We start from the raw sequence: 18132 nt of genomic DNA on the forward strand, positions 1-18132 counted from the left end.
AAAAACTGGCAAGAGGATGTGTCGCCGCAGGATGCCCTGGGGCTGGTCGCGCGGATGGACGGTGTCAAACAGGAGATTCTGGCCAATCGCCACCTGTCGCTCAACCATGCGACGGTTTCGTAGAGGGCAACGACCCTATTCCGGATCGTTGGCGCGGAGCGACCATGAACTGGGGGACAGGACGAGAAGGACAAACAACCCGCCGAAGATGGTGAAAATTCCGCTCGTCAGTACAAAGAACACGTCATCCATGACAGCACCTGTTGTTTACACACAAACACATTCCGCCAGCTAAGCTGACGGCCTAGCGCCACAATGCGTCCGCTGGATTACCGGCGCTTTAATCAATTCTTACAGCGGCGACAGAAGCGCCTCCTGCCGAATGAGCAGCGTGCTCAGGCAACATTTTTACCTCTGACGGCTGGGTAACAAAAGACTTCAATATTCCGCTGGAAGAGGTCAGGACCGTTGTGGGCTATATCCAAAAGGCGGATTTATGCGCACCAAGCTTGCAATGATTGCGGCCATGTCGATCATGGCCATGCCGGGTTTCGCTCTGGCGGCGGCAGACCTGTCCAAAATGACGCCGGGTTACACCTACTACAATAAGTCGGGCGCCACGATAGCCGACCACGACGTCGAAGTGGTCGCCTGCGCTACCGAAGCCATGAAGGTCCAGTCCTTTGGCGGCCAGGTCAATCGGGCCACGGCCAATGGCCTGTTGGGATTCATGATCTCTGACGCGCTATCGGACGCCGCCGATCGCGGCGCCTTCGCCATCAGTCTCGAAAATTGCATGGTGGTTCATGGCTGGCGCGTTGTCCGGGTTCCGGATGCCGAAGGCAAGAAACTGGCGAAATTGCCGCCGGCGGAACTGGTGGCCCAGATCAGCCCCTAGGTAGGGGCCGAGCAGCCTCATGGCGAGGTCGTAAGCGCCCTGGTCACCGGCGCCGCCAACGCCGCCGTGCCACGGTTCGCCATCCGGCCGAAACATAACAATGAAGGGGTGTTGAGCTTCAAGGCCGCCACCGAATCGCCGCTGACAAAGGTCGCCCTGCCCGAAATGACCCCGCTGAAACCGGTGACGCTGGATCCCAAATGGCTGCTAAAGGTCCTGCAACCGTCGGACATCGATTCCGTCATTCCGGATGCCGGGGTTGTCATCATCAATCTGAAAGGCATCAGTGCCAAAAACGGCGTCGGCATTTCGCTGGTGCGTATGGGCGCCGATAAGAACAGCTTCCCGTCGGCCACGGATCATGCCCCGGACCAGCTCGGTTTTTATATCGGCACGCTTTTCGCCAAGAAAACCGGAAACCTGCTGGCCATTGCGGCGCCGCCGGGCCGCTGGCGCATTGCCTCGATCGGCCTGGCGCCGGCCCTGGGCTTTTGCCTGGGAGCGCCGTCCTTCAACCTCGAGGTCGGACAGGTGGTCTATGCCGGTGCTTTCGACCTGAGCGGCGCGGACTTGGGGCAGGATCTGTCCCTGGATGCCCCCAAGGCGTGGCTGGCGGGACAGCCGGCGGCGCAATCGATCCTTCCTGCGGTTTACACCAACGGCGCGGAAGGCCCGTGCGGCTATAACGGTATCTATGCCCTGGAAATCGAAGGGGCTCCCTTCGAGCCGGGTTACACCTGGGGCAGTGCCGCCACGAAAGCGCGGCCGGCTGAAGCCGCGCCTCAATAACAACGGCCTTTTCGATCCAGAAGAGAGCCGCGCCGGTTCCGGTGCGGCTTTCTTTGTAGCGGTCGCCACGCCCTTTACCCGATAGCTCCCCTAAGCCTTGGCTTTGAAAAAGCTGGCTTGTAGACAGCGCGGTAAGCCCCTATCCGTTACAGCCGCAACTTTACCGTCCGAGCCCCCGTGTCGCTGATCCAGTTCGAAGCCATTGCCAAACGTTTCACCGCTTCCGGCCGTTCGCAGGATGCGTTGAGTGACGTCAGTTTCGATGTCAAACGTGGCGAGGTGTTCGGTATTATCGGACTGTCCGGTTCGGGAAAATCGACCCTGGTCCGGCTGATCAACCGGTTGGAAACGCCCACCCGCGGGCGTGTGCGCATCGACGGCACAGACCTAAGCACCGTTTCGCCCCGCGACCTCATACAGTTGCGTCGCAAGCTGGGCATGATCTTTCAGCAGTTCGGCCTGCTATCGTCGCGCACCGCCCGCCAGAATGTCGCCTTCGCGCTGGAACTGGCCAAGCCGAAGCTCGAAGCTACCGACCATAAAAAAGTCGATGATCTGCTCAATCGGGTGGGCCTCGCCGACCACGCCCACAAATATCCGGCGCAGTTGTCTGGTGGACAAAAGCAGCGCGTGGCCATTGCGCGCGCCCTCGCCAACAGCCCGGACATCTTGCTGTGCGACGAGCCGACCAGCGCGCTGGATGGCGAGTCGACCCAGGGTGTGCTCGACCTGTTGAGCGAACTGAACCGCGATCTGGGGCTGACCGTCGTCATTGTCACCCACGAGATGGAGGTGGTGCGCCGCATCTGCGACCGTGTCGCCGTGCTGGATCATGGCCGCCTCGCCGAGGTCGGCACCGTCGCCCAGGTTCTGTTCGACCCGCAAAGCGAGGCTGCCCGCAGCCTGAGCCGCCACCTGCTGCCGGTGCCGCCCGCCGAAATCGGCGCGTCCGAAGACCGACTGCGCCTGACCTATTTCGGCGATGTGGTCACCGGTGACGCCCTAAGCGCTGCGACCCAGGGCGCGCACGTCCGCTTCAGCATCCTCTCCGGCCAGGTCTCGGCGCTGAAGTCCGTGCCCTATGGTCATCTGATCGTCGATATTGCCGGCCCCGACCGCGGCCTGGTCATCGAGCGCCTGAAACACAGCGGCGTCCGCGTGGAGGCGGTGGCATGAACGACGTCCTCCAGTTTTTCAGCAACATAGACCCCGTTGAGATCGCCCTGGCCAGTTGGGAAACCGTGGCCATGCTGCTTGGCTCGCTGGTGCTTAGCGTAGGGCTGGGCCTGCCTCTGGGCGTGTGGTTGTCGGTGACCTCGCCGACCGGCCTGGCGCCCAACCGGCTGACTTATGGCTTGCTCAGTTTCGTGGTCAATGTGCTGCGTTCGATCCCGTTCGTCATTCTGTTTATCTTGCTGATCCCTGTAACCCTGGCCTTGGTCGGCACGTCTTTGGGTGTGCGTGGCGCTATTCCGCCGCTTGTCCTGGGTGCCGCGCCCTTCTTCGCCCGCCTGGTCGAGACGGCGCTTCGCGAAGTCGACCGCTCGGTCGTCGAGGCGACCCAGGCACTCGGGGCCAGCAAGCGCCAGATCGTGCTGCACACACTTGTGCCCGAAGCCATGCCCGGCCTGGTCGCCGCCGTCACGGTGACCGCCATCGCGCTCGTCTCCTACACCGCCATGGCTGGTGTTGTCGGGGCAGGGGGGCTGGGCGACCTGGCCGTGCGCTACGGTTACCAACGTTTCCAGACCGACGTCATGGTCGTCACGGTCGCCCTGATCATCGTCCTGGTACAGGGTCTGCAAATGTTCGGCGACGCCCTGGTGGCGCGTTTCCACAAACGATAGGAGCTTCCGATGCTGTCTCGCCGTCTTTTCATCCTGTCGGGCCTTGCCGTTGGCGCCTGCGCCCAACCACAATCCAAGGCCAATGTCCTGACCGTGGCCGCCACGGCCGTGCCGCACGCCGAGATCCTGAAGGCCATCCAGCCGGACCTGGCGGGGCAGGGGATCGACCTGCAAATCAAGGTATTCAACGATTACGTCCAGCCCAACCTGCAGGTCGACCAGAAGCTGATCGACGCCAACTATTTCCAGACCCTGCCATATCTCGACGCGTTCAATACCGAGCGCGGCACGAAGCTGGTGCCTGTGGTCGGCGTCCATGTCGAGCCGTTCGGTGCCTATTCGCGCAAGGTCAAGACCATCGCCGAGCTGAAGCCCGGCGCGGTCATCGCCGTCCCTAACGATGCGACCAATACCGGCCGCGCCCTGATCCTGCTGCACAAGAACGGTGTCATCACCCTGAAGGATCCCAGCAATATTGCCGCCACGCCCAAGGACATCGTGGCCAATCCGAAGGGGTTTGTGTTCAAGGAGCTGGAATCGCCGTCCCTGCCGCGGGTGCTGGGCGAGGTCGACCTGGCGCTGATCAACACGAACTATGCCCTGGACGCCAAGCTGGATCCGCAGAAGGATGCCCTGATCATTGAAGGTCCCGACAGCCCGTATCTCAACTATCTGGTGGCGCGTGAGGAGAACAAGACCGATCCGCGGATTATGGCTCTGGCGGCGGCTTTGACGTCTCAGAAGGTGCGCGATTTTATTGCGGCGACCTATCATGGTGCGGTGATCGCGGCCAAGGCTTAGGCCAACGGCCCCACCTACTCCGTCAGATACGCCTTCATCTTCCGAAGGTGCCCCACGAACGCCGCCAGTTCACCGTCGTCCAGTTGGCCGAAGGCCGCTTCCACCGGCGGATAGGCGGCCCGGCGCGCCTGGTTCAGCACGTCGAGACCCTTGGCTGTGATCTTGACTTGCTTCACCCGTGCGTCTTCGGCGGAATCGATCTTCTCCACCAAACCCTTGTCCGCCAGGGCGGCCACCGCCTTGGTGACGCCCGGCTGATTGATCGCCATGACCTCGGTCAACTCGGTGATGCTCTGGGCATGATCGGGCCGCCACGAAAAGTGGTTCAGCAAACTCATCTGGGTCAGGTTGATCCCGACCGGGCGCAGGGACGTCTCGATCTGAAAGCGCAAGCGGTCTGTCGCGATCATCAAATCGACGATTCCGCGTTGGATCAAGGGGGCGCGCTGGTCAGTCATGGGCAGGGTTCGGTCCGCATATTGGGTATCACATAAAGCGATCTGGTTGAACTTGACAATGCATTCTGAGGAATATAATAAAACATTCTAAGGAATATAAAAATTGAGGAGAGCTCCTGTGATCACATCGCTCTTATCCCGTTTTCCGCTGTGGGTTTGGTGGATCTCCGCCATAGCCCTGGTGGCGGTCAGCCAGTTTGCCCAGCATGAGTTGGATGCGCTTTACAAGTTGTCGCAGTTTCCGGTGAGCTTCTTCGAAGGGCAGACGAGTTTCGATGCGGCCAAGGTCAAGTCCTGGTACGCCATCCTGGCTGAACGTGGCACCTTCGGCACCTATGTCTGGGTGCAGGTCTTCGACTATGGTTATATGCTGACGGTGTTTGCCGCCTTTTTTACCCTTATGGCGGCGGTGTACCGCAGCCTGCCGGCCAAATCCTGGGCCAGGGGCGTCGCCAAAGCTATGATCGTCATCGCGCCGATGGCGCCGCTGTTCGACGCCTTGGAGAACCTCGTCTCCCTTGTGATGCTGGCCGATCCGCTGAGTTTCGCCGACTGGCTCGTCTATCCCTATTCCACTTTCGCCTGTCTCAAATTTGCGATTTATGGGCTGACCTATCTGTGGGCCATTGCCGGCGTCGTCATCGCCTTGGTGTCCGCGATCATCGCCGTGTTCAGGCCGCGCGCCCAACACGTGGCCTGAACGGAGAAAAGCCGCAGTCAATTAGCCGATCGTCGCGGTGTTCCTTAGCCCATCGTATGTAACAGCTCTCATGTCCATCGTTCTGCTCCCTTGGCCCGAGGCGCGCGCCCAATGACAGAGCTTTTCGTGGCGTCGGGTCTGTGGTTAATGCCGCACAACGGACATTCGTATGTCAACTGTTGCCGTCCGTCATCACCGGATCGTTTTGATGGAATTTCCGCCATGGGCTTGTCTTTTCGTGCCGGGTCATATTCATTTGCGCTTTCTGATTTGCGGACCATATTGAAATGAATTCCAGTACGGCGGGGACAGCCTCAGATTCACGGTTTCTCTATATGCAGGGCCAGCAACAACGAGCCGCCGGCGACGGTCGCGGCGCGCTGGATCTGATGTTACAGGCCGAGGCCTGCGGCAGCCCGTCACCGCATCTGCTGACCGATATCGGTGGACTCTATCTGAAGCTCCGCGACTTCGACGCAGCCGCCCAGTACCTGGCCCGTGCTATCGCCGCCGGCAACAAAGCGGCCGTCGTCTATAAGGACTACGCCTTTGCCCTGCTGGAGTCGGGAGACCACGCCGGCGCCGAGGCCGTCCTGCGGCCCCACGTCACCAAGGGCAAGGACCTGTCGCTGATGAACCTGATGGGCGTCACGCTGAAACGCCAGGGCCGCCTGCGGGAAGCCCTGGACGTCCTGCTCCTGGCGCACCGCAAGGACCCCAGAAGCATCATGCCGGTGGTCAATCTCGGCAATGTCTATTTCGACCTCGAAGAGGCCGAAAAGGCCGAGGCCATGTTCCTCAAGGCGACTCAGTTGCAACCCAAGGAGGGGGAGTATTTCCGCCTGTTGGGGCGGACGCGCCAGCAGAATGGCAAATCGGACCAGGCGGTGCGCGACTTCCGCATGGCACTTGGCCTGTCGCCGGGAAACCTCAAGGCGGTGTCCGACCTGATTTTCACCCTGACCCGCCTCAACCGGACCGAGGAGGCGCATACGGCGCTGGACCGCTATTTACGCCAGTTTCCTAACGAGCCCGGCCTGTTGCTGTCGCGCGCCGACCTACTGCGCCGCACCGGAAAGACCGAAGAGGCCATAGCCGCCTACAACCACCTGTTGCCGCTTCATCCCAACCATGTCGACGGCTGGATGGGCTTTGGCAACATGCTTCTCTTCCTCGATCGCGAAAAGGCCAATAGCTGTTTTGCCAAGGCCATCAGCCTCGATGGCGGCTCCCTGCGCGCCCTGGCCACCCTGTGCGATAGCCTGAATGCCAGCCGCTACGGCAATGAAGCTGCCCATATCCAGGCCTCTTACGACCTGGCCCTGGATATCATTCGCCGCTATCCTCAGGGCGTCCAGAAGGAAGCGTCGCGGCTGAAGGGGGTTCTGGTGCGGTGTCTGGACTATGCCGCGACCGAGCGCCTGGGTCCGCCGAAGGACCTTTATGACGCCTGGCAACGTCAGAACAACATCTCCGCCTTTCACGCCGAAATGGCCCGGGTGGTCACCCTGGACGACCGCCTGCGCCTGCTGGGCTACCACACGACCTGGGGCAACCGGGTATCGCAGCGCGTCGCTTCGAACCGGATCGATGCCAAGCCGCGGGGCAAGCGCGACAAGATTCGCGTCGGCTTCATGTCGAGCGACCTGCGCAATCACCCGGTGACCTATTTCGCCCTGCCGCTGCTCGATTCCTATGACCGCGAACGCTTCGAAGTCTATTGCTATTCGTTCTACGAACGCGAGGCCGACGGTCATCAACGCCTGATCGCCGATACAGTCGACCATTTCCGCCTGTGGCCGAAGATGGCTGATGTCGATGTCGCCCGGGGAATCGCCGCCGACGAACTGGATATTCTGTTCGAACTGGGCGGTTCGACGGCGATGAACAAGATCGAGGTCATGGCCTACCGGCCGGCGCCGGTCCAGGTGAGCTGGCTGGGCTATCCTCATTCGATCGGCCTGCCAGAAATCGACTATATCCTGGTCGACCCCTATATCAATCCGCCCGACACGCGGCTTCTGGCCGAAAAGCCGTTCGAACTGCCGGAAACCTGGGTCACGCTGGGACGTCAGCATCTGTTCACCGATGTCGCCATCGAATCGTCGACACCGGAAGACCGCAACGGCGTCATAACCTTCGGCACGGCCAATAATCCGCTCAAATACGGCGCCGACGCCATCGCCGCCTGGGCGAAGATCCTCAACCGCGTGCCAGGTTCGCGCTTCCTGTTTCTGCGGCCGGAAGGCGACGTGCCGGCCTTCCGCGCTAATGCCGAAAAGCTGTTCGCCGAGCATGGCGTCACGGCTGACCGCATTGCCTATATCGCTATCCGCGGCAACCACCTGCCGCATTATAACCAGATCGACATCGCCCTGGATCCGTTCCCTCATACGGGCGGAACCACGACCTGCGAAGCCCTGTGGATGGGCGTGCCGACTATCACCCTTGTGGGCGCCGCCTTCTTCGAACGCATCAGCTATTCCAACCTGTCCAACACCGGCCTGGCGGATTTGTGCACCTTCACGGTCGACGACTATATCGAAACGGCCGTGACCCTGGCCGGCGACCGGGCGCGCCGGCAGGACCTTCGGCAAACCCTGCGGCAACGCATCGCCGACAATCCCTTGGGCCAGGCCCAGCGCTTCGTCGACAACTTCTACGCAAAGGTAGCCGAAGTGGTGGCCGAGGTGGTGACATGAAGGCGATGATCCTGGCCGGTGGCCGTGGCACCCGCATCAGCGAGGAGTCCCAGACGCGCCCCAAACCGATGATCGAAATCGGCGGCATGCCCATCCTGTGGCATATCCTGAAGATCTACGCCGCCCACGGCATCCGCGAATTCGTCATCTGCCTGGGCTACAAGGGCTATATTATCAAGGACTTCTTCGCCAACTACCTGATGCACCGCTCGGACCTGACCATCGATCTGCGCGACAACCGGCTGCATTTTCATGACAGCCAGGCCGAGGACTGGTCGGTCACCCTGGTTGAAACCGGCGAGGACACCGAAACCGGCGGCCGCGTCCGCCGGGCCGCCCGCTATCTCGGCGACGATGACGACTTCTGCCTGACTTATGGCGACGGCGTCGGCGATATCGACATCTCGGCCGCTATAGCTTTTCACAAGGGCCATGGCGGCCTGGCCACGGTCACTGGGGTCCAGCCGCCGGGTCGCTTCGGCGCCCTGGACATCCAGGGCGAAAAGGTCGGCCACTTCCTTGAAAAGCCACGCGGCGACGGCGCCTATATCAATGGCGGGTTCTTCGTGTTGTCGCGTAAGGTCATCGACTATATCGCCAGTGACGCCACAGTGTGGGAGCGCGAACCGCTGGAACGCCTGGCTGCCGAAGGCCAGCTCAGCGCCTACCGCCATGATGGTTTCTGGCAGCCGATGGACACCCTGCGCGACAAGACCCAGCTCGAGCAGCTCTGGGCGACCGGGAAGGCGCCGTGGCGGGTATGGTAAGCCCGGACTTCTGGCGCCGGCGCCGCGTCCTGCTAACCGGCCATACCGGCTTCAAGGGCTGCTGGACGCGCGTGGTCCTGGAACGTCTCGGCGCGAAGGTCACCGGCCTCAGCCTGGCCGCCGATACCCCGAGCCTGCACGGACTTCTCGGTGGTGGCGATGACGCCGCGGTCGACATCCGCGACCGCGCCGCCGTGCGCGCCGCGGTCGATGCCGCCGAACCCGAGGTCATCCTGCACCTGGCAGCCCAGGCTCTTGTGCGGGCGTCGTTCGACCGGCCGTTCGAGACCATGGAAACCAACATCGCTGGCAGCCTCAATCTGCTGGAAGCTGTCCATGCCGGTGGTGGCGACCCCGCTATCCTGATGATCACCAGCGACAAGGTCTATCGCAACCGCAACACCGGCCAATTCTTCACCGAAGACGACGCCCTTGACGGCGAAGACCCCTACAGTGCTTCGAAGGCCGCTTGTGAGATCGCCGTCCACGCCGCGGCACGGGCCTGCCGGCTGCGCGTTGCCACGGCGCGGGCCGGCAATGTCATCGGTGGGGGTGACTTCGCCGCCGATCGGCTGATCCCCGACATCGTCCGCGCCGTCCAGTCGCAGTCCGGGCTTAAACTTCGCCACCCGGAAGCGACACGGCCGTGGCAGCACGTACTCGACATCATTTTCGGCTACCTGATCTATGCGGAACGCCTTGGCCAGCCAGGCCTGCCGCCGGCGCTCAACTTCGGCCCCGGCGCCGAAGGTTTGACAGTGCGAGAGGTGATTACTCTGATGGAAGCCGCGCTGGGCCAGACGGTGCCGTGGCAGGTCGTGCCATCGGACGACAAGCCCGAACGCACCCGTTTGGAGCTGGATGTAGCCTTGAGCCGTTCGGTGCTGGGTTTCGACAATGCCTTGTCTCAGGACGACGCCATTCGCTGGGCCGGCGACTGGTACCGTCGCTACCTGACCGGCGAGCCCGCCACCCGCGTCACCCACGACCAGCTCGACACCTACATAAAGGACTATCGCCGTGGCTGATCCCCAGCTTTGCCGGTTCTGTAACCGGCCTTTGAACCGCATCTTCCTTGACCTCGGCGAGACGCCCCTGGCCAATTCCTACCTGAAGGCCGAAGCGCTGGACCGGCCGGAACCGTCCTATCTGTTGATGGTGCGGTTGTGCGACGATTGCCTGCTGGTCCAGGCCCAGCCGGTGGTGCCGGCTGACCATATCTTCTCCGACTACGCCTATTTCTCGTCCTTCTCCTCAAGCTGGCTGAAACATGCCCAAGCGTACAGCCACGACATGATCGAACGGCTGAAACTTGATGGCCAAAGCTTCGTGGTCGAGATCGCCAGCAATGACGGTTACCTGCTGCGCAATTTCGTCGCCGCCGGCATTCCGTGCCTTGGCATTGAACCTGCCGAAAACGTCGCCGAAGCCGCCCGAGCCCAGGGTGTGCCGACGGAGGCCGTCTTTTTCGGTGCTGACACCGCAAGGCGTGTCGTGGCAGAACGCGGCCCGGCCGATTTGATGGCGGCCAATAACGTCCTGGCCCACGTGCCCGACCTCAATGATTTCGTGGCGGGGTTCAAGATCCTGCTGGCGCCGACGGGCACGGTGACGATCGAATTTCCGCACGTCCTGCAACTGATCCGTCACGTCCAGTTCGACACCATCTATCACGAACACTATAGCTACTTCTCGCTGGTCACCCTGAACCGCGTCTTCGCGCATCATGGCCTGACCCTGTTCGACGCCCAGGCCTTGCCGACCCACGGCGGATCGCTGCGCATCTTCGTCTGTCACAGCGACGATCCGCGCGCGGGCCTTCCCACCGAGCGCCTGCTGGCCCTGCGCCGTGAAGAGTCCGACGCCGGGCTCGACACGGTTGACGGCTATTCCGGCATGGCGGACAAGGTGGCGCAGGTCGTGACAGAATTGCGCCAATTCCTGGGCGATGCCCGCCGGGACGGCAAGTCGGTCGCCGCCTATGGCGCCGCCGCCAAGGGCAATACCTTGCTCAATGTTGCCGGCATCGGTAGCGACCAGATACTTTTTGTCGCCGACCGCAGCCCGCACAAACAGGATCACCTCCTGCCGGGCAGCCATATCCCGATCGTCGCGCCCGAACGGATCGCCGAGGTCAAACCGGACTACCTGCTGGTCCTGCCGTGGAACCTGATCGACGAGATCCGCGCCGACTGGAAAGACATTGCCGCCTGGGGCGGGCGCTTCGTCACGGCCATTCCTCAGCTCAAGGTCTGGTAATGCGACTGACCCCGACCCTCATCGACGGTGTCGTGGTGGTGGAAAGCGAATCCGCCGCCGATGACCGCGGCAGCTTTGTGCGCACCTGGTGCCGCGACACGTTTGCGGCGGCGGGACTAGACTTCGAGCCAATCCAGGAAAGCCTCTCGCGAAACCTCAAGACGGCGACCCTGCGCGGCATGCACATTCAGGGCGCGCCCTTCGGTGAGCAAAAGCTCGTTCGTTGCCTGCGTGGCCGGATTTTCGACGTCGCGGTCGACCTGCGACCTGACTCGGCCAGCTATTGCCGCTGGTTTGGCCTCGAACTGGACGAAAGCCGTGACGCGGCGCTGTTCCTGCCGCGCGGCGTGGCCCACGGCTTTATCACCCTGAGCGATGATGCCTGGGTCCACTACATGATCGACACCGCCTATGCGCCGGGCCATGCTGGCGGGGTGCGGTGGGACGATCCGGCGTTTGGTATTGCCTGGCCGACCGAACCCGTTGTCATTTCGGACCGCGACCGCAACTGGCCTGACCATGTCTAGGATCCTGGTCACCGGCGCGTCAGGCCTCATCGGCCGCCATACCCTGGCCCACCTGGTCGGCGCCGGTTTCGAAGTTCACGCGGTCGGCCGGTCGACGGCGGAACCGCTGGACCTGCTCAACACGGCGGCGGTGCGGGCGGCGATGGCGCGTATCCGGCCGACCCATCTGCTGCACAATGCCTGGTACACCGAACACGGCCGGTTCTGGCACGCACCGGAAAACGCGGTCTGGCTTGACGCCAGCAAGGCGTTGTTTGCGGCCTTTGCCGAAGCGGGGGGGCGGCGTGTCATCGGCGTCGGCACCTGCGCCGAATACGACTGGGTGCGTTCCGATACGACGCCGTGGCGCGAGAACGATCCGCTGGCCCCGGCGACACCCTATGGCCGCGCCAAGAACGACCTGCACCAATGGCTGGCCGGGCAGGGGATCGACTACGCCTGGGCACGCCTGTTCCTGCTGTTCGGTCCGGGCGAAAACCCGGCGCGGATCGTGCCGCACCTGATCCGTTGCGCCCTGACGGGCGAGCCGGCGCGCTGCTCGTCCGGCCGTCAGGTGCGTGATTTCCTAAGCACCCAGGCGTGTGGCGAGCGCGTGGCGGCCGTGGCGACCTCGAACCTGAGTGGTGCCGTCAATATCGCCAGCGGTGTCGGGCTCAGCCTGCGCGATTTGGCACCGTTGATCGAAGCCGCAACGGGCCGGCCTTTGCGGGCCGAGTTCGGCGCCTTGCCGGACCGTCCGGAAGATCCGCCGTACATGGTGGCCGACGTGGCCAGACTGAACGCGCTGGGTATCCCGACGTTCGACCTGAAGGCAGCCTTGAACATCTATGTGAGCGGGTTCCGATGACCTGTTCCGCTTTTGGGTGCGATAGCGCGGCTCAGGAGAGTGCGAGAACCGTGGCTGCAGTTCGCGCAGATCTTACGACTTGGTCGTCTGCTCTTTGACAACCTATTCCTGAGGATGGGTAGAGTGCACCGTGCAAATCGGACATGAAAAAAGCCCCGGCCGTGACAGCCGGGGCTTGCGATCGAGACGTCGCGAACCTTACCGCGTCCACTCGGCAACCTTGAGGGCGCCGGTGTGGGTCGCCTTCTTGGCCGCGCTGCCGAGATGGCGGCGGGTTTCGTTCAGGCGGTCGAAGTCGACCTTGTTGTAGGTCGAGCGCAGATGGCGGAAATCGACATCCGACAGCCCTAGCTGGTCGCGCAGGCGCTCCAGGCGGCTGGCTGGCTTGCGCTGCTCGTGGCGGTAGTTGGCGTAGGCAGCCACCGCGCCCACGACAGCGGCGCCTGCGGCGACATAGCCCGCCACCTGCCACCAATTGATCTTGCGAACGGCATCCTTGACGTCCTGAACCACCTCGTCAGCCTTTCCGGCGACCTGGGCTTGCAGGTTGCCGGGGGCGTCGATGTCGAAGTCGTCGTCATTGTAGCGGCCGGTCAGAGGCGGCGTTTGCGGTGTGGTGACCTTGTCCAACGTATCCATGTTCGGGCTCCTTGAAGGGGGGAATATCGCAGCGCACCCTAGCAGCCCGGGTGTAAGTAATATCGCAGCACATCGGGTGGTGGGAATTAAGAAGCCATAAGTATTGGAAAGGCCGTCACGCCTGACTGGCCTTGCAGAACTGGCCCGGCGTCCGCCCCGTCCACCGCTTGAAGGCGCGGGCAAAGGCGGCCGGTTCCGAGAACCCGACCAGATAGGCGGTCTCATAGATCGAGGCCTTGCCGCCGCGCAGATAGTCCTCGGCCAGACGCCGCCGCAAACCGTCCAACACCGCAGCAAAGCTCGTGCCTTCCTCCTTCAGCTTGCGGAACAGGGTCTGGCGGCTGAAGCCCAGGCGCGACGCCATGGCGTCGGCGCTGACGTCGCCCCCAAGATCGCCTTTGTGCAGATCCGCCAGCAGCAGAGCTTCCAGCCGGCCTTTCAGGGTGCGCGTGGCGTCCAGCTCGGCCAGCAGGCTATCGGCATGTTTGGTCAGCAGGCCGAAGACATAGCGCGGGTTTTGCGCTACCTTCCAGCCGGTGATCTCAGGGTGCAACTCCATAGCGTTCCAGTCTGAGGAGAAATGCACCGGGCATTGAAATACGCGATCATATTCCGAACGGTAGACAGGTGCCGGATGGGTGACATGGATGGCCATGACGTGCGGCTGGGGCAGGAAGCGGCGCGGACCGCAGACCAGGCGGGCGAAGGATTCCTCGGTCATTTCGGGAAAGTCGTTGGGCTGGCTGCGGTTGAAAACCATGTACAGCTTGCCATCCCTGGGCATGAGCATGACCCGCGGACCGGGATCGCTGTCGACGAACTCGGTGGCCAGGCGGCCATAGCGCTGAAGCTGCAGGAACGCCTCTCCCATCGTCGCCGAGGCCTCCATGATCAGGCCAAGGACCGAGACCTCGGACATGCCGACCTGCTCGCCGAAATGCAGCGCCAAAGCGGGATCGCCGGTCGCTGCCTGGGCCAGACGCATCAGGTCAGTATACTGATGGAACGGGATGCGGTTGTCCGGGTTTTTCAGCTTGTGCGGCGAAAGACCGGCGCCTTTGATCAGGGCATCGCGGTTGGCACCGCCGGCGGATGCAAAATCGATAAGCCCTGATGCCAGCCCGGCTGAAACCGTTGCTTCCACGCTCAAACACCCTTTTTGTTACGCACGGTCAATACCCGTGTCACCGGCGGTCATTGCCAGCCGCCCCTTGCGGCTACACGATATCGCTGTTAGCTGAAAGACAAGAATAGGGGAGAGTTGTGTTGAAAGAGGTTTCGCTGGTGCGCCTGTACCTGTTGCGGGCGTGTTACCTGGTTCTGGTTGTCGGCCTGGCCTGGCAGTTCTGGACAAAGGTGCCGACCGCCACCACCATGCCGTTAATGGAAGCGGCCGTTACGGCCATGTTGAGCGCTCTGGGTCTGTTGTCGGTATTGGGCCTGTTGGCGCCCCTTAAGTTCCTGCCGCTGATTCTGTTTGAACTCGTCTGGAAACTGATCTGGATCCTGGCGGTGGCCGTGCCGCGCTGGCAGGCCGGCACCATTGATGCCCAGACCGCAAACATGCTTTTTGCCTGTGCCATGGTAGCTCCGTTCGTGTTTGCCGTGCCGTGGTCCTATGTCTTCAAAACCTATGTTGGCGGCATCGAACCCTGGCGGGTGACGGCATGAACCGGATTGTCATCTGCGCCGCCGTGATGGCGGCCTTCCTGGCCGGGCCTGCCATGGCCGAAAACCTGCAGGCCGCGCCGGATGCGCCCATCTGGATGCACTGGGGGGCAACCGCCCTCCTGTGGGCCCATATCGGTGGAGGCACTCTGGGCATGCTGTCGGGTGCGACCGCCATACTGAGCCCGAAAGGGAAAACCGTCCATCGCGCGGCGGGCAAGGTCTTTTTCGCCTCGATGTTCGTCACCTACGCCATCGGTGCCGGTGTGGCGCCCTTCCTGACCGAGGGCCAACGTCCCAACTTCGTCGCCGGAATCCTGGCGCTGTACCTGCTGATCACGGCCTTCCTGGCGGCGCGGCGGCGCGACCCGAAGGTCGGCTGGATCGAATATGGTGGTTTGGCCGTGGCCCTGTCGATCGTTGCTGCCGGTGGGCTTTTCATGTGGCAGGGGGCAAATGATCCGTCCGGAACCGTGGATGGATCGCCGCCCCAGGCCTTCGCGCTGTTTATCGTTGCCGGACTGTTTGCGGCGGCAGGTGAGATCCACGTCATCCTCCGGCGCAGCATAGCCGGCGTGTCGCGCATATCGCGTCACCTGTGGCGGATGTGCATGTCGCTGTTCATCGCTTCGGGCTCCTTCTTCCTCGGCCAGCAGCAGGTCCTGCCGAAGGCCGTGGTCGGCACCTTCTGGCAGTTCGCGCCGGTGGTATTCCCGCTGCTGGCCATCGTGATCTGGCTGGTGGTCGAACACCTGCCCCGCAAGAAGGCGGCCTAAATCATCCGGTCATAGTGCGGGAAGAGGTTGCCGAAACTGCGCCAGAAGCCTTCGGGCGACTTGCCTTCCAGTTCGGCGGCCAGGACGTCGAGATGGCTGTGCCAGCCGGCTGAGACCATCACCCTTTCGGTGCGTTCAGGGGCGCGGCTATGGGTGATGGTCAAGCGGACCTTGTCGCCTGCGTCGGCCAGGTCGAACCGGACGTGCGCCGCTTCAGGGCTGGTACCCCAGGTGAAGGCCAGGAGCGAGGTCGGCTCGCAGTCCAAGATATGGCCTTGCAGGCGCTGTTCCTCGCCGAAGGCTTCGAAGGCCGCCGGTGGCGGCGCGTCGCCCGGCGTCAGGCCGTTGTTGTTGAAGATCAGTTCGATATCGCCGCCGTTCGACAGGCTGAATTCGCCAGCCCCCAGCCAGCGGCGGCGCAGGTCGGGCTCGGTCAGATAGCGCCACAGGCGCTCGCGCGGGCCGGGCAGCAGGCGTTCGAGGCGTATGGTGTCGGCGTTTATGGACCGGGCGTAGTCGTCCACGGTGTCAGTCAGGGTCATTCTGTTCTCCTTTGGCTTTGTCATCTTCGATGAGAAGGGCCTCGAGGACATCGAGGCGTTCGGTCCAGAACCGTTCGAAATGCCGGATCCATTCCTGGCCGGCATGCATCGGCGCCGCTTCCAGGCGGCAGATATGGTTGCGTCCCCGGATCTCGCGCCGGACGAGGCCAGCGTCCTCCAGCACACGGATATGCTTGGACGCCGCCGCCAGCGACATGGGGTGGGGGGCGGCCAGGTCGCCGACCGTTGTTTCGCCTTGTGTCAGTTGCCGCAGCATGGAGCGGCGGGTGCCATCGGACAGGGCGTGAAACACGGCATCGAGAATAGCATGTTCAACCATGTGGTTGAATGTAGAGTCTCCGGTGAGCATTGTCAACCGATTGGTTGAATGTTTGTTGCAACCTCGGCGGTTGACAGGTTGCGCGGGGCAACGCAAATCTGCGCATCATGAAAATCCTTCTCATCCATCAGAATATGCCGGGCCAGTTCAAGCATCTGGCGCCCTTGCTGGCCGGGGCCGGGCACGATGTCCGCTTCATCACCAAGCGCAAGGAGATCGAGATCCCCGGCGTGCAGAAGCTGATGTACGAGCCCCACCGCGAGGTCCGCGACTCGACGCACCACTATATGCGCCAGTTCGAGAACGGCGTGCTGCATGGCCAGGCCGTGACCCGCATCTGTCAGGATCTGCGCAAGGAAGGCTGGCGGCCCGACCTGGTCATGGCGCACCCGGGTTGGGGCGAGACCCTGTTCGTCAAGGAGAGCTTCCCCAACTCGCCGCTGATCAGCTATTGCGAATTCTATTATTCGACGCGTGGCGCCGATTTCGGCTTCGATCCGGCGACCTCGACGACCTTCGACGACCATTGCCGCATCCGCACCCGCAACGCCCATCTGCTCCTGAGCCTGGAATTGTGCGACGCCGGTTGGAGCCCGACCCAGTGGCAGAAGTCGCGTCACCCAAAGCCGTTTCAGGACAAGATTAATGTCGTCTTCGATGGCATCGACACCAATACGGCCAGGCCGAATCCCAATGCGAAGTTCGTGCTCGCCGATGGCCGTGTTCTGACACCCCAGGACGAGGTCATCACCTATGTGGCGCGTAACCTGGAACCCTATCGCGGCTTCCCGACGTTTATGCGCGCTCTGCCGGAACTGCTGAAGGCGCGGCCCAATGCTACCGTCCTGGTCTGCGGCGCGACCGGCGTGTCCTACGGATCCAAGCCGAAAAAGGGCGACACCTGGAAGGACGTCATGATCGAAGAGATCGGGCTGCCGTCAGTCCCGGGTTCTGACCGCGTTCACTTCCTGGGCCATCTGCCCTACGACCGCTATATCTCCCTGCTGCAGGTGTCGACGGCGCACATCTACCTGACCTATCCCTTCGTCCTGTCGTGGTCCTTCATGGAGGCCATGTCGGCCGGCTGCCGCATGATCGCGTCGAATACGGCGCCGGTGCTTGAGGTGCTGAAGGAAGGCGAGAATGGCTGGCTGACCGACTTCTTCGACCCGGGCGCCCTGGTCGAGAACGTCGTGCGTGCCCTGGAAGACCCGAACGCGCCCGCCATCCGCGCCGCCGCGCGTGAGACCATCCTTGGCCGTTATGACCTGCAGACCTGCGTCCCGCAGCAACTTAGGATGATCGAGCGGGTCAGTGGCCTGCCGGTGGTGCTGAAGAAAGCCAAAAGCGCCTGAATTTTCGGCACAGCCTCAGGTGGTTATGCCTGCCCGGTCACGCCGTTTCCCGGCTAAACCACCCGCCGCCAGGAAACGAGTTCCCTTGCGGATTGTATCCTTGCAAATGATACCTGCACAGCGGGCCTTCGCTGGCCTGTCATACCCCCTGTTCAGGGGTTGCCAAATACCCTTCCATTACAGCATTTGTAAATATTAAGCCTTTGTTAAAGCGATT

20 protein-coding genes are annotated in these 18132 nt (G+C 62.5%); 15 read left to right on the forward strand and 5 right to left on the reverse strand.

Going from position 1 to position 18132, the window contains the following annotated elements; genetic code table 11:
* The first annotated feature begins 496 nt into the window (after nt 1-496).
* From ABI_RS18665 to ABI_RS18685, 5 genes are all read left to right on the forward strand, one after another.
* Nucleotides 497-898: a hypothetical protein gene (locus ABI_RS18665; protein ID WP_040309732.1), complete on the forward strand. Its 402-nt coding sequence runs from the start codon at nt 497-499 to the stop codon at nt 896-898.
* 111 nt (nt 899-1009) lie between these two features.
* Nucleotides 1010-1687: a hypothetical protein gene (locus tag ABI_RS18670; protein WP_040309733.1), complete on the forward strand. Its 678-nt coding sequence runs from the start codon at nt 1010-1012 to the stop codon at nt 1685-1687.
* A gap of 183 nt (nt 1688-1870) precedes the next feature.
* Entirely contained in the window at nt 1871-2863 is a 993-nt protein-coding gene (locus ABI_RS18675) for a methionine ABC transporter ATP-binding protein (protein WP_040309852.1), read from the forward strand.
* Nucleotides 2860-3534 carry a methionine ABC transporter permease gene (locus ABI_RS18680; RefSeq protein ID WP_006274617.1) on the forward strand — a complete coding sequence of 225 codons (675 nt, stop codon included), beginning with the start codon at nt 2860-2862 and terminating at the stop codon, nt 3532-3534. The genes ABI_RS18675 and ABI_RS18680 overlap by 4 nt, the downstream gene beginning before the upstream one ends.
* Before the next feature lie 9 nt (nt 3535-3543).
* Entirely contained in the window at nt 3544-4335 is a 792-nt protein-coding gene (locus ABI_RS18685; protein ID WP_006274618.1) for a MetQ/NlpA family ABC transporter substrate-binding protein, read from the forward strand.
* A 14-nt stretch (nt 4336-4349) separates the two neighbouring features.
* On the opposite strand, the gene ABI_RS18690 is transcribed toward ABI_RS18685, so the two are convergent.
* On the reverse strand, nt 4350-4793 hold the full coding sequence (locus ABI_RS18690; protein WP_050808358.1) for a MarR family winged helix-turn-helix transcriptional regulator: 444 nt from the start codon (nt 4791-4793) through the stop codon (nt 4350-4352).
* A 118-nt stretch (nt 4794-4911) separates the two neighbouring features.
* On the opposite strand from ABI_RS18690, the gene ABI_RS18695 reads away from it, so the two are divergent.
* From ABI_RS18695 to ABI_RS18725, 7 genes are all read left to right on the forward strand, one after another.
* A complete protein-coding gene (locus ABI_RS18695; RefSeq protein ID WP_006274620.1) occupies nt 4912-5493 on the forward strand; it encodes a hypothetical protein in 582 nt (193 codons plus the stop codon).
* Nucleotides 5494-5780: 287 nt separating this feature from the next.
* Nucleotides 5781-8195 (forward strand): O-linked N-acetylglucosamine transferase family protein, encoded by a 2415-nt coding sequence (locus ABI_RS18700; RefSeq protein ID WP_006274621.1) that lies wholly within the window; start codon nt 5781-5783, stop codon nt 8193-8195.
* Nucleotides 8192-8962 carry a glucose-1-phosphate cytidylyltransferase gene (gene rfbF, locus ABI_RS18705; protein ID WP_006274622.1) on the forward strand — a complete coding sequence of 257 codons (771 nt, stop codon included), beginning with the start codon at nt 8192-8194 and terminating at the stop codon, nt 8960-8962. The genes ABI_RS18700 and rfbF overlap by 4 nt, the downstream gene beginning before the upstream one ends.
* Nucleotides 8956-9990 (forward strand): CDP-glucose 4,6-dehydratase, encoded by a 1035-nt coding sequence (gene rfbG / locus ABI_RS18710; protein ID WP_006274623.1) that lies wholly within the window; start codon nt 8956-8958, stop codon nt 9988-9990. Before rfbF ends, rfbG begins: the two co-directional genes overlap by 7 nt.
* Nucleotides 9983-11221: a class I SAM-dependent methyltransferase gene (locus tag ABI_RS18715; protein ID WP_006274624.1), complete on the forward strand. Its 1239-nt coding sequence runs from the start codon at nt 9983-9985 to the stop codon at nt 11219-11221. Before rfbG ends, ABI_RS18715 begins: the two co-directional genes overlap by 8 nt.
* Nucleotides 11221-11748, forward strand: coding sequence for a dTDP-4-dehydrorhamnose 3,5-epimerase (gene rfbC, locus ABI_RS18720; protein WP_006274625.1), 528 nt, complete (start codon nt 11221-11223; stop codon nt 11746-11748). Before ABI_RS18715 ends, rfbC begins: the two co-directional genes overlap by 1 nt.
* Nucleotides 11741-12595 (forward strand): NAD-dependent epimerase/dehydratase family protein, encoded by an 855-nt coding sequence (locus ABI_RS18725; RefSeq protein WP_006274626.1) that lies wholly within the window; start codon nt 11741-11743, stop codon nt 12593-12595. The genes rfbC and ABI_RS18725 overlap by 8 nt, the downstream gene beginning before the upstream one ends.
* Before the next feature lie 198 nt (nt 12596-12793).
* Here ABI_RS18725 and ABI_RS18730 read toward each other — a convergent pair whose 3' ends face one another.
* Nucleotides 12794-13234, reverse strand: coding sequence for a hypothetical protein (locus tag ABI_RS18730; protein WP_006274627.1), 441 nt, complete (start codon nt 13232-13234; stop codon nt 12794-12796).
* Nucleotides 13235-13349: 115 nt separating this feature from the next.
* On the reverse strand, nt 13350-14378 hold the full coding sequence (locus ABI_RS18735; RefSeq protein ID WP_006274628.1) for an AraC family transcriptional regulator: 1029 nt from the start codon (nt 14376-14378) through the stop codon (nt 13350-13352).
* Nucleotides 14379-14497: 119 nt separating this feature from the next.
* Between ABI_RS18735 and ABI_RS18740 the strand changes: the two genes are divergently transcribed.
* On the forward strand, nt 14498-14905 hold the full coding sequence (locus tag ABI_RS18740; RefSeq protein ID WP_006274629.1) for a hypothetical protein: 408 nt from the start codon (nt 14498-14500) through the stop codon (nt 14903-14905).
* Nucleotides 14902-15678, forward strand: coding sequence for a DUF2306 domain-containing protein (locus ABI_RS18745; protein WP_006274630.1), 777 nt, complete (start codon nt 14902-14904; stop codon nt 15676-15678). The genes ABI_RS18740 and ABI_RS18745 overlap by 4 nt, the downstream gene beginning before the upstream one ends.
* Here the strand turns inward: ABI_RS18745 and ABI_RS18750 are convergent.
* Together ABI_RS18750 and ABI_RS18755 are read right to left on the reverse strand one after the other, a co-directional pair.
* Nucleotides 15675-16220, reverse strand: coding sequence for an SRPBCC family protein (locus tag ABI_RS18750; protein ID WP_050808359.1), 546 nt, complete (start codon nt 16218-16220; stop codon nt 15675-15677). The two genes, ABI_RS18745 and ABI_RS18750, sit on opposite strands and share 4 nt — an antisense overlap.
* Nucleotides 16207-16560 carry an ArsR/SmtB family transcription factor gene (locus ABI_RS18755; RefSeq protein ID WP_006274632.1) on the reverse strand — a complete coding sequence of 118 codons (354 nt, stop codon included), beginning with the start codon at nt 16558-16560 and terminating at the stop codon, nt 16207-16209. Before ABI_RS18755 ends, ABI_RS18750 begins: the two co-directional genes overlap by 14 nt.
* Before the next feature lie 107 nt (nt 16561-16667).
* On the opposite strand from ABI_RS18755, the gene ABI_RS18760 reads away from it, so the two are divergent.
* Nucleotides 16668-17915 (forward strand): glycosyltransferase family 4 protein, encoded by a 1248-nt coding sequence (locus ABI_RS18760; RefSeq protein ID WP_006274633.1) that lies wholly within the window; start codon nt 16668-16670, stop codon nt 17913-17915.
* The last annotated feature ends 217 nt before the right edge of the window (nt 17916-18132 follow it).

It is taken from the genome of Asticcacaulis biprosthecium C19 (assembly GCF_000204015.1).
Lineage (GTDB): Bacteria > Pseudomonadota > Alphaproteobacteria > Caulobacterales > Caulobacteraceae > Asticcacaulis > Asticcacaulis biprosthecius.

Excerpts from the sequence above, each read along its gene's own strand:
- ABI_RS18665 (WP_040309732.1), top strand. The coding sequence starts at position 497 with ATGCGCACCAAGCTTGCAATGATTGCGGCCATGTCGATCATGGCCATG.
- ABI_RS18680 (WP_006274617.1), top strand. The coding sequence starts at position 2,860 with ATGAACGACGTCCTCCAGTTTTTCAGCAACATAGACCCCGTTGAGATC.
- ABI_RS18685 (WP_006274618.1), top strand. The coding sequence starts at position 3,544 with ATGCTGTCTCGCCGTCTTTTCATCCTGTCGGGCCTTGCCGTTGGCGCC.
- ABI_RS18690 (WP_050808358.1), bottom strand. The coding sequence starts at position 4,793 with ATGACTGACCAGCGCGCCCCCTTGATCCAACGCGGAATCGTCGATTTG.
- ABI_RS18700 (WP_006274621.1), top strand. The coding sequence starts at position 5,781 with ATGAATTCCAGTACGGCGGGGACAGCCTCAGATTCACGGTTTCTCTAT.
- rfbF (WP_006274622.1), top strand. The coding sequence starts at position 8,192 with ATGAAGGCGATGATCCTGGCCGGTGGCCGTGGCACCCGCATCAGCGAG.
- rfbG (WP_006274623.1), top strand. The coding sequence starts at position 8,956 with ATGGTAAGCCCGGACTTCTGGCGCCGGCGCCGCGTCCTGCTAACCGGC.
- rfbC (WP_006274625.1), top strand. The coding sequence starts at position 11,221 with ATGCGACTGACCCCGACCCTCATCGACGGTGTCGTGGTGGTGGAAAGC.
- ABI_RS18725 (WP_006274626.1), top strand. The coding sequence starts at position 11,741 with ATGTCTAGGATCCTGGTCACCGGCGCGTCAGGCCTCATCGGCCGCCAT.
- ABI_RS18730 (WP_006274627.1), bottom strand. The coding sequence starts at position 13,234 with ATGGATACGTTGGACAAGGTCACCACACCGCAAACGCCGCCTCTGACC.
- ABI_RS18745 (WP_006274630.1), top strand. The coding sequence starts at position 14,902 with ATGAACCGGATTGTCATCTGCGCCGCCGTGATGGCGGCCTTCCTGGCC.
- ABI_RS18750 (WP_050808359.1), bottom strand. The coding sequence starts at position 16,220 with ATGACCCTGACTGACACCGTGGACGACTACGCCCGGTCCATAAACGCC.
- ABI_RS18755 (WP_006274632.1), bottom strand. The coding sequence starts at position 16,560 with ATGGTTGAACATGCTATTCTCGATGCCGTGTTTCACGCCCTGTCCGAT.
- ABI_RS18760 (WP_006274633.1), top strand. The coding sequence starts at position 16,668 with ATGAAAATCCTTCTCATCCATCAGAATATGCCGGGCCAGTTCAAGCAT.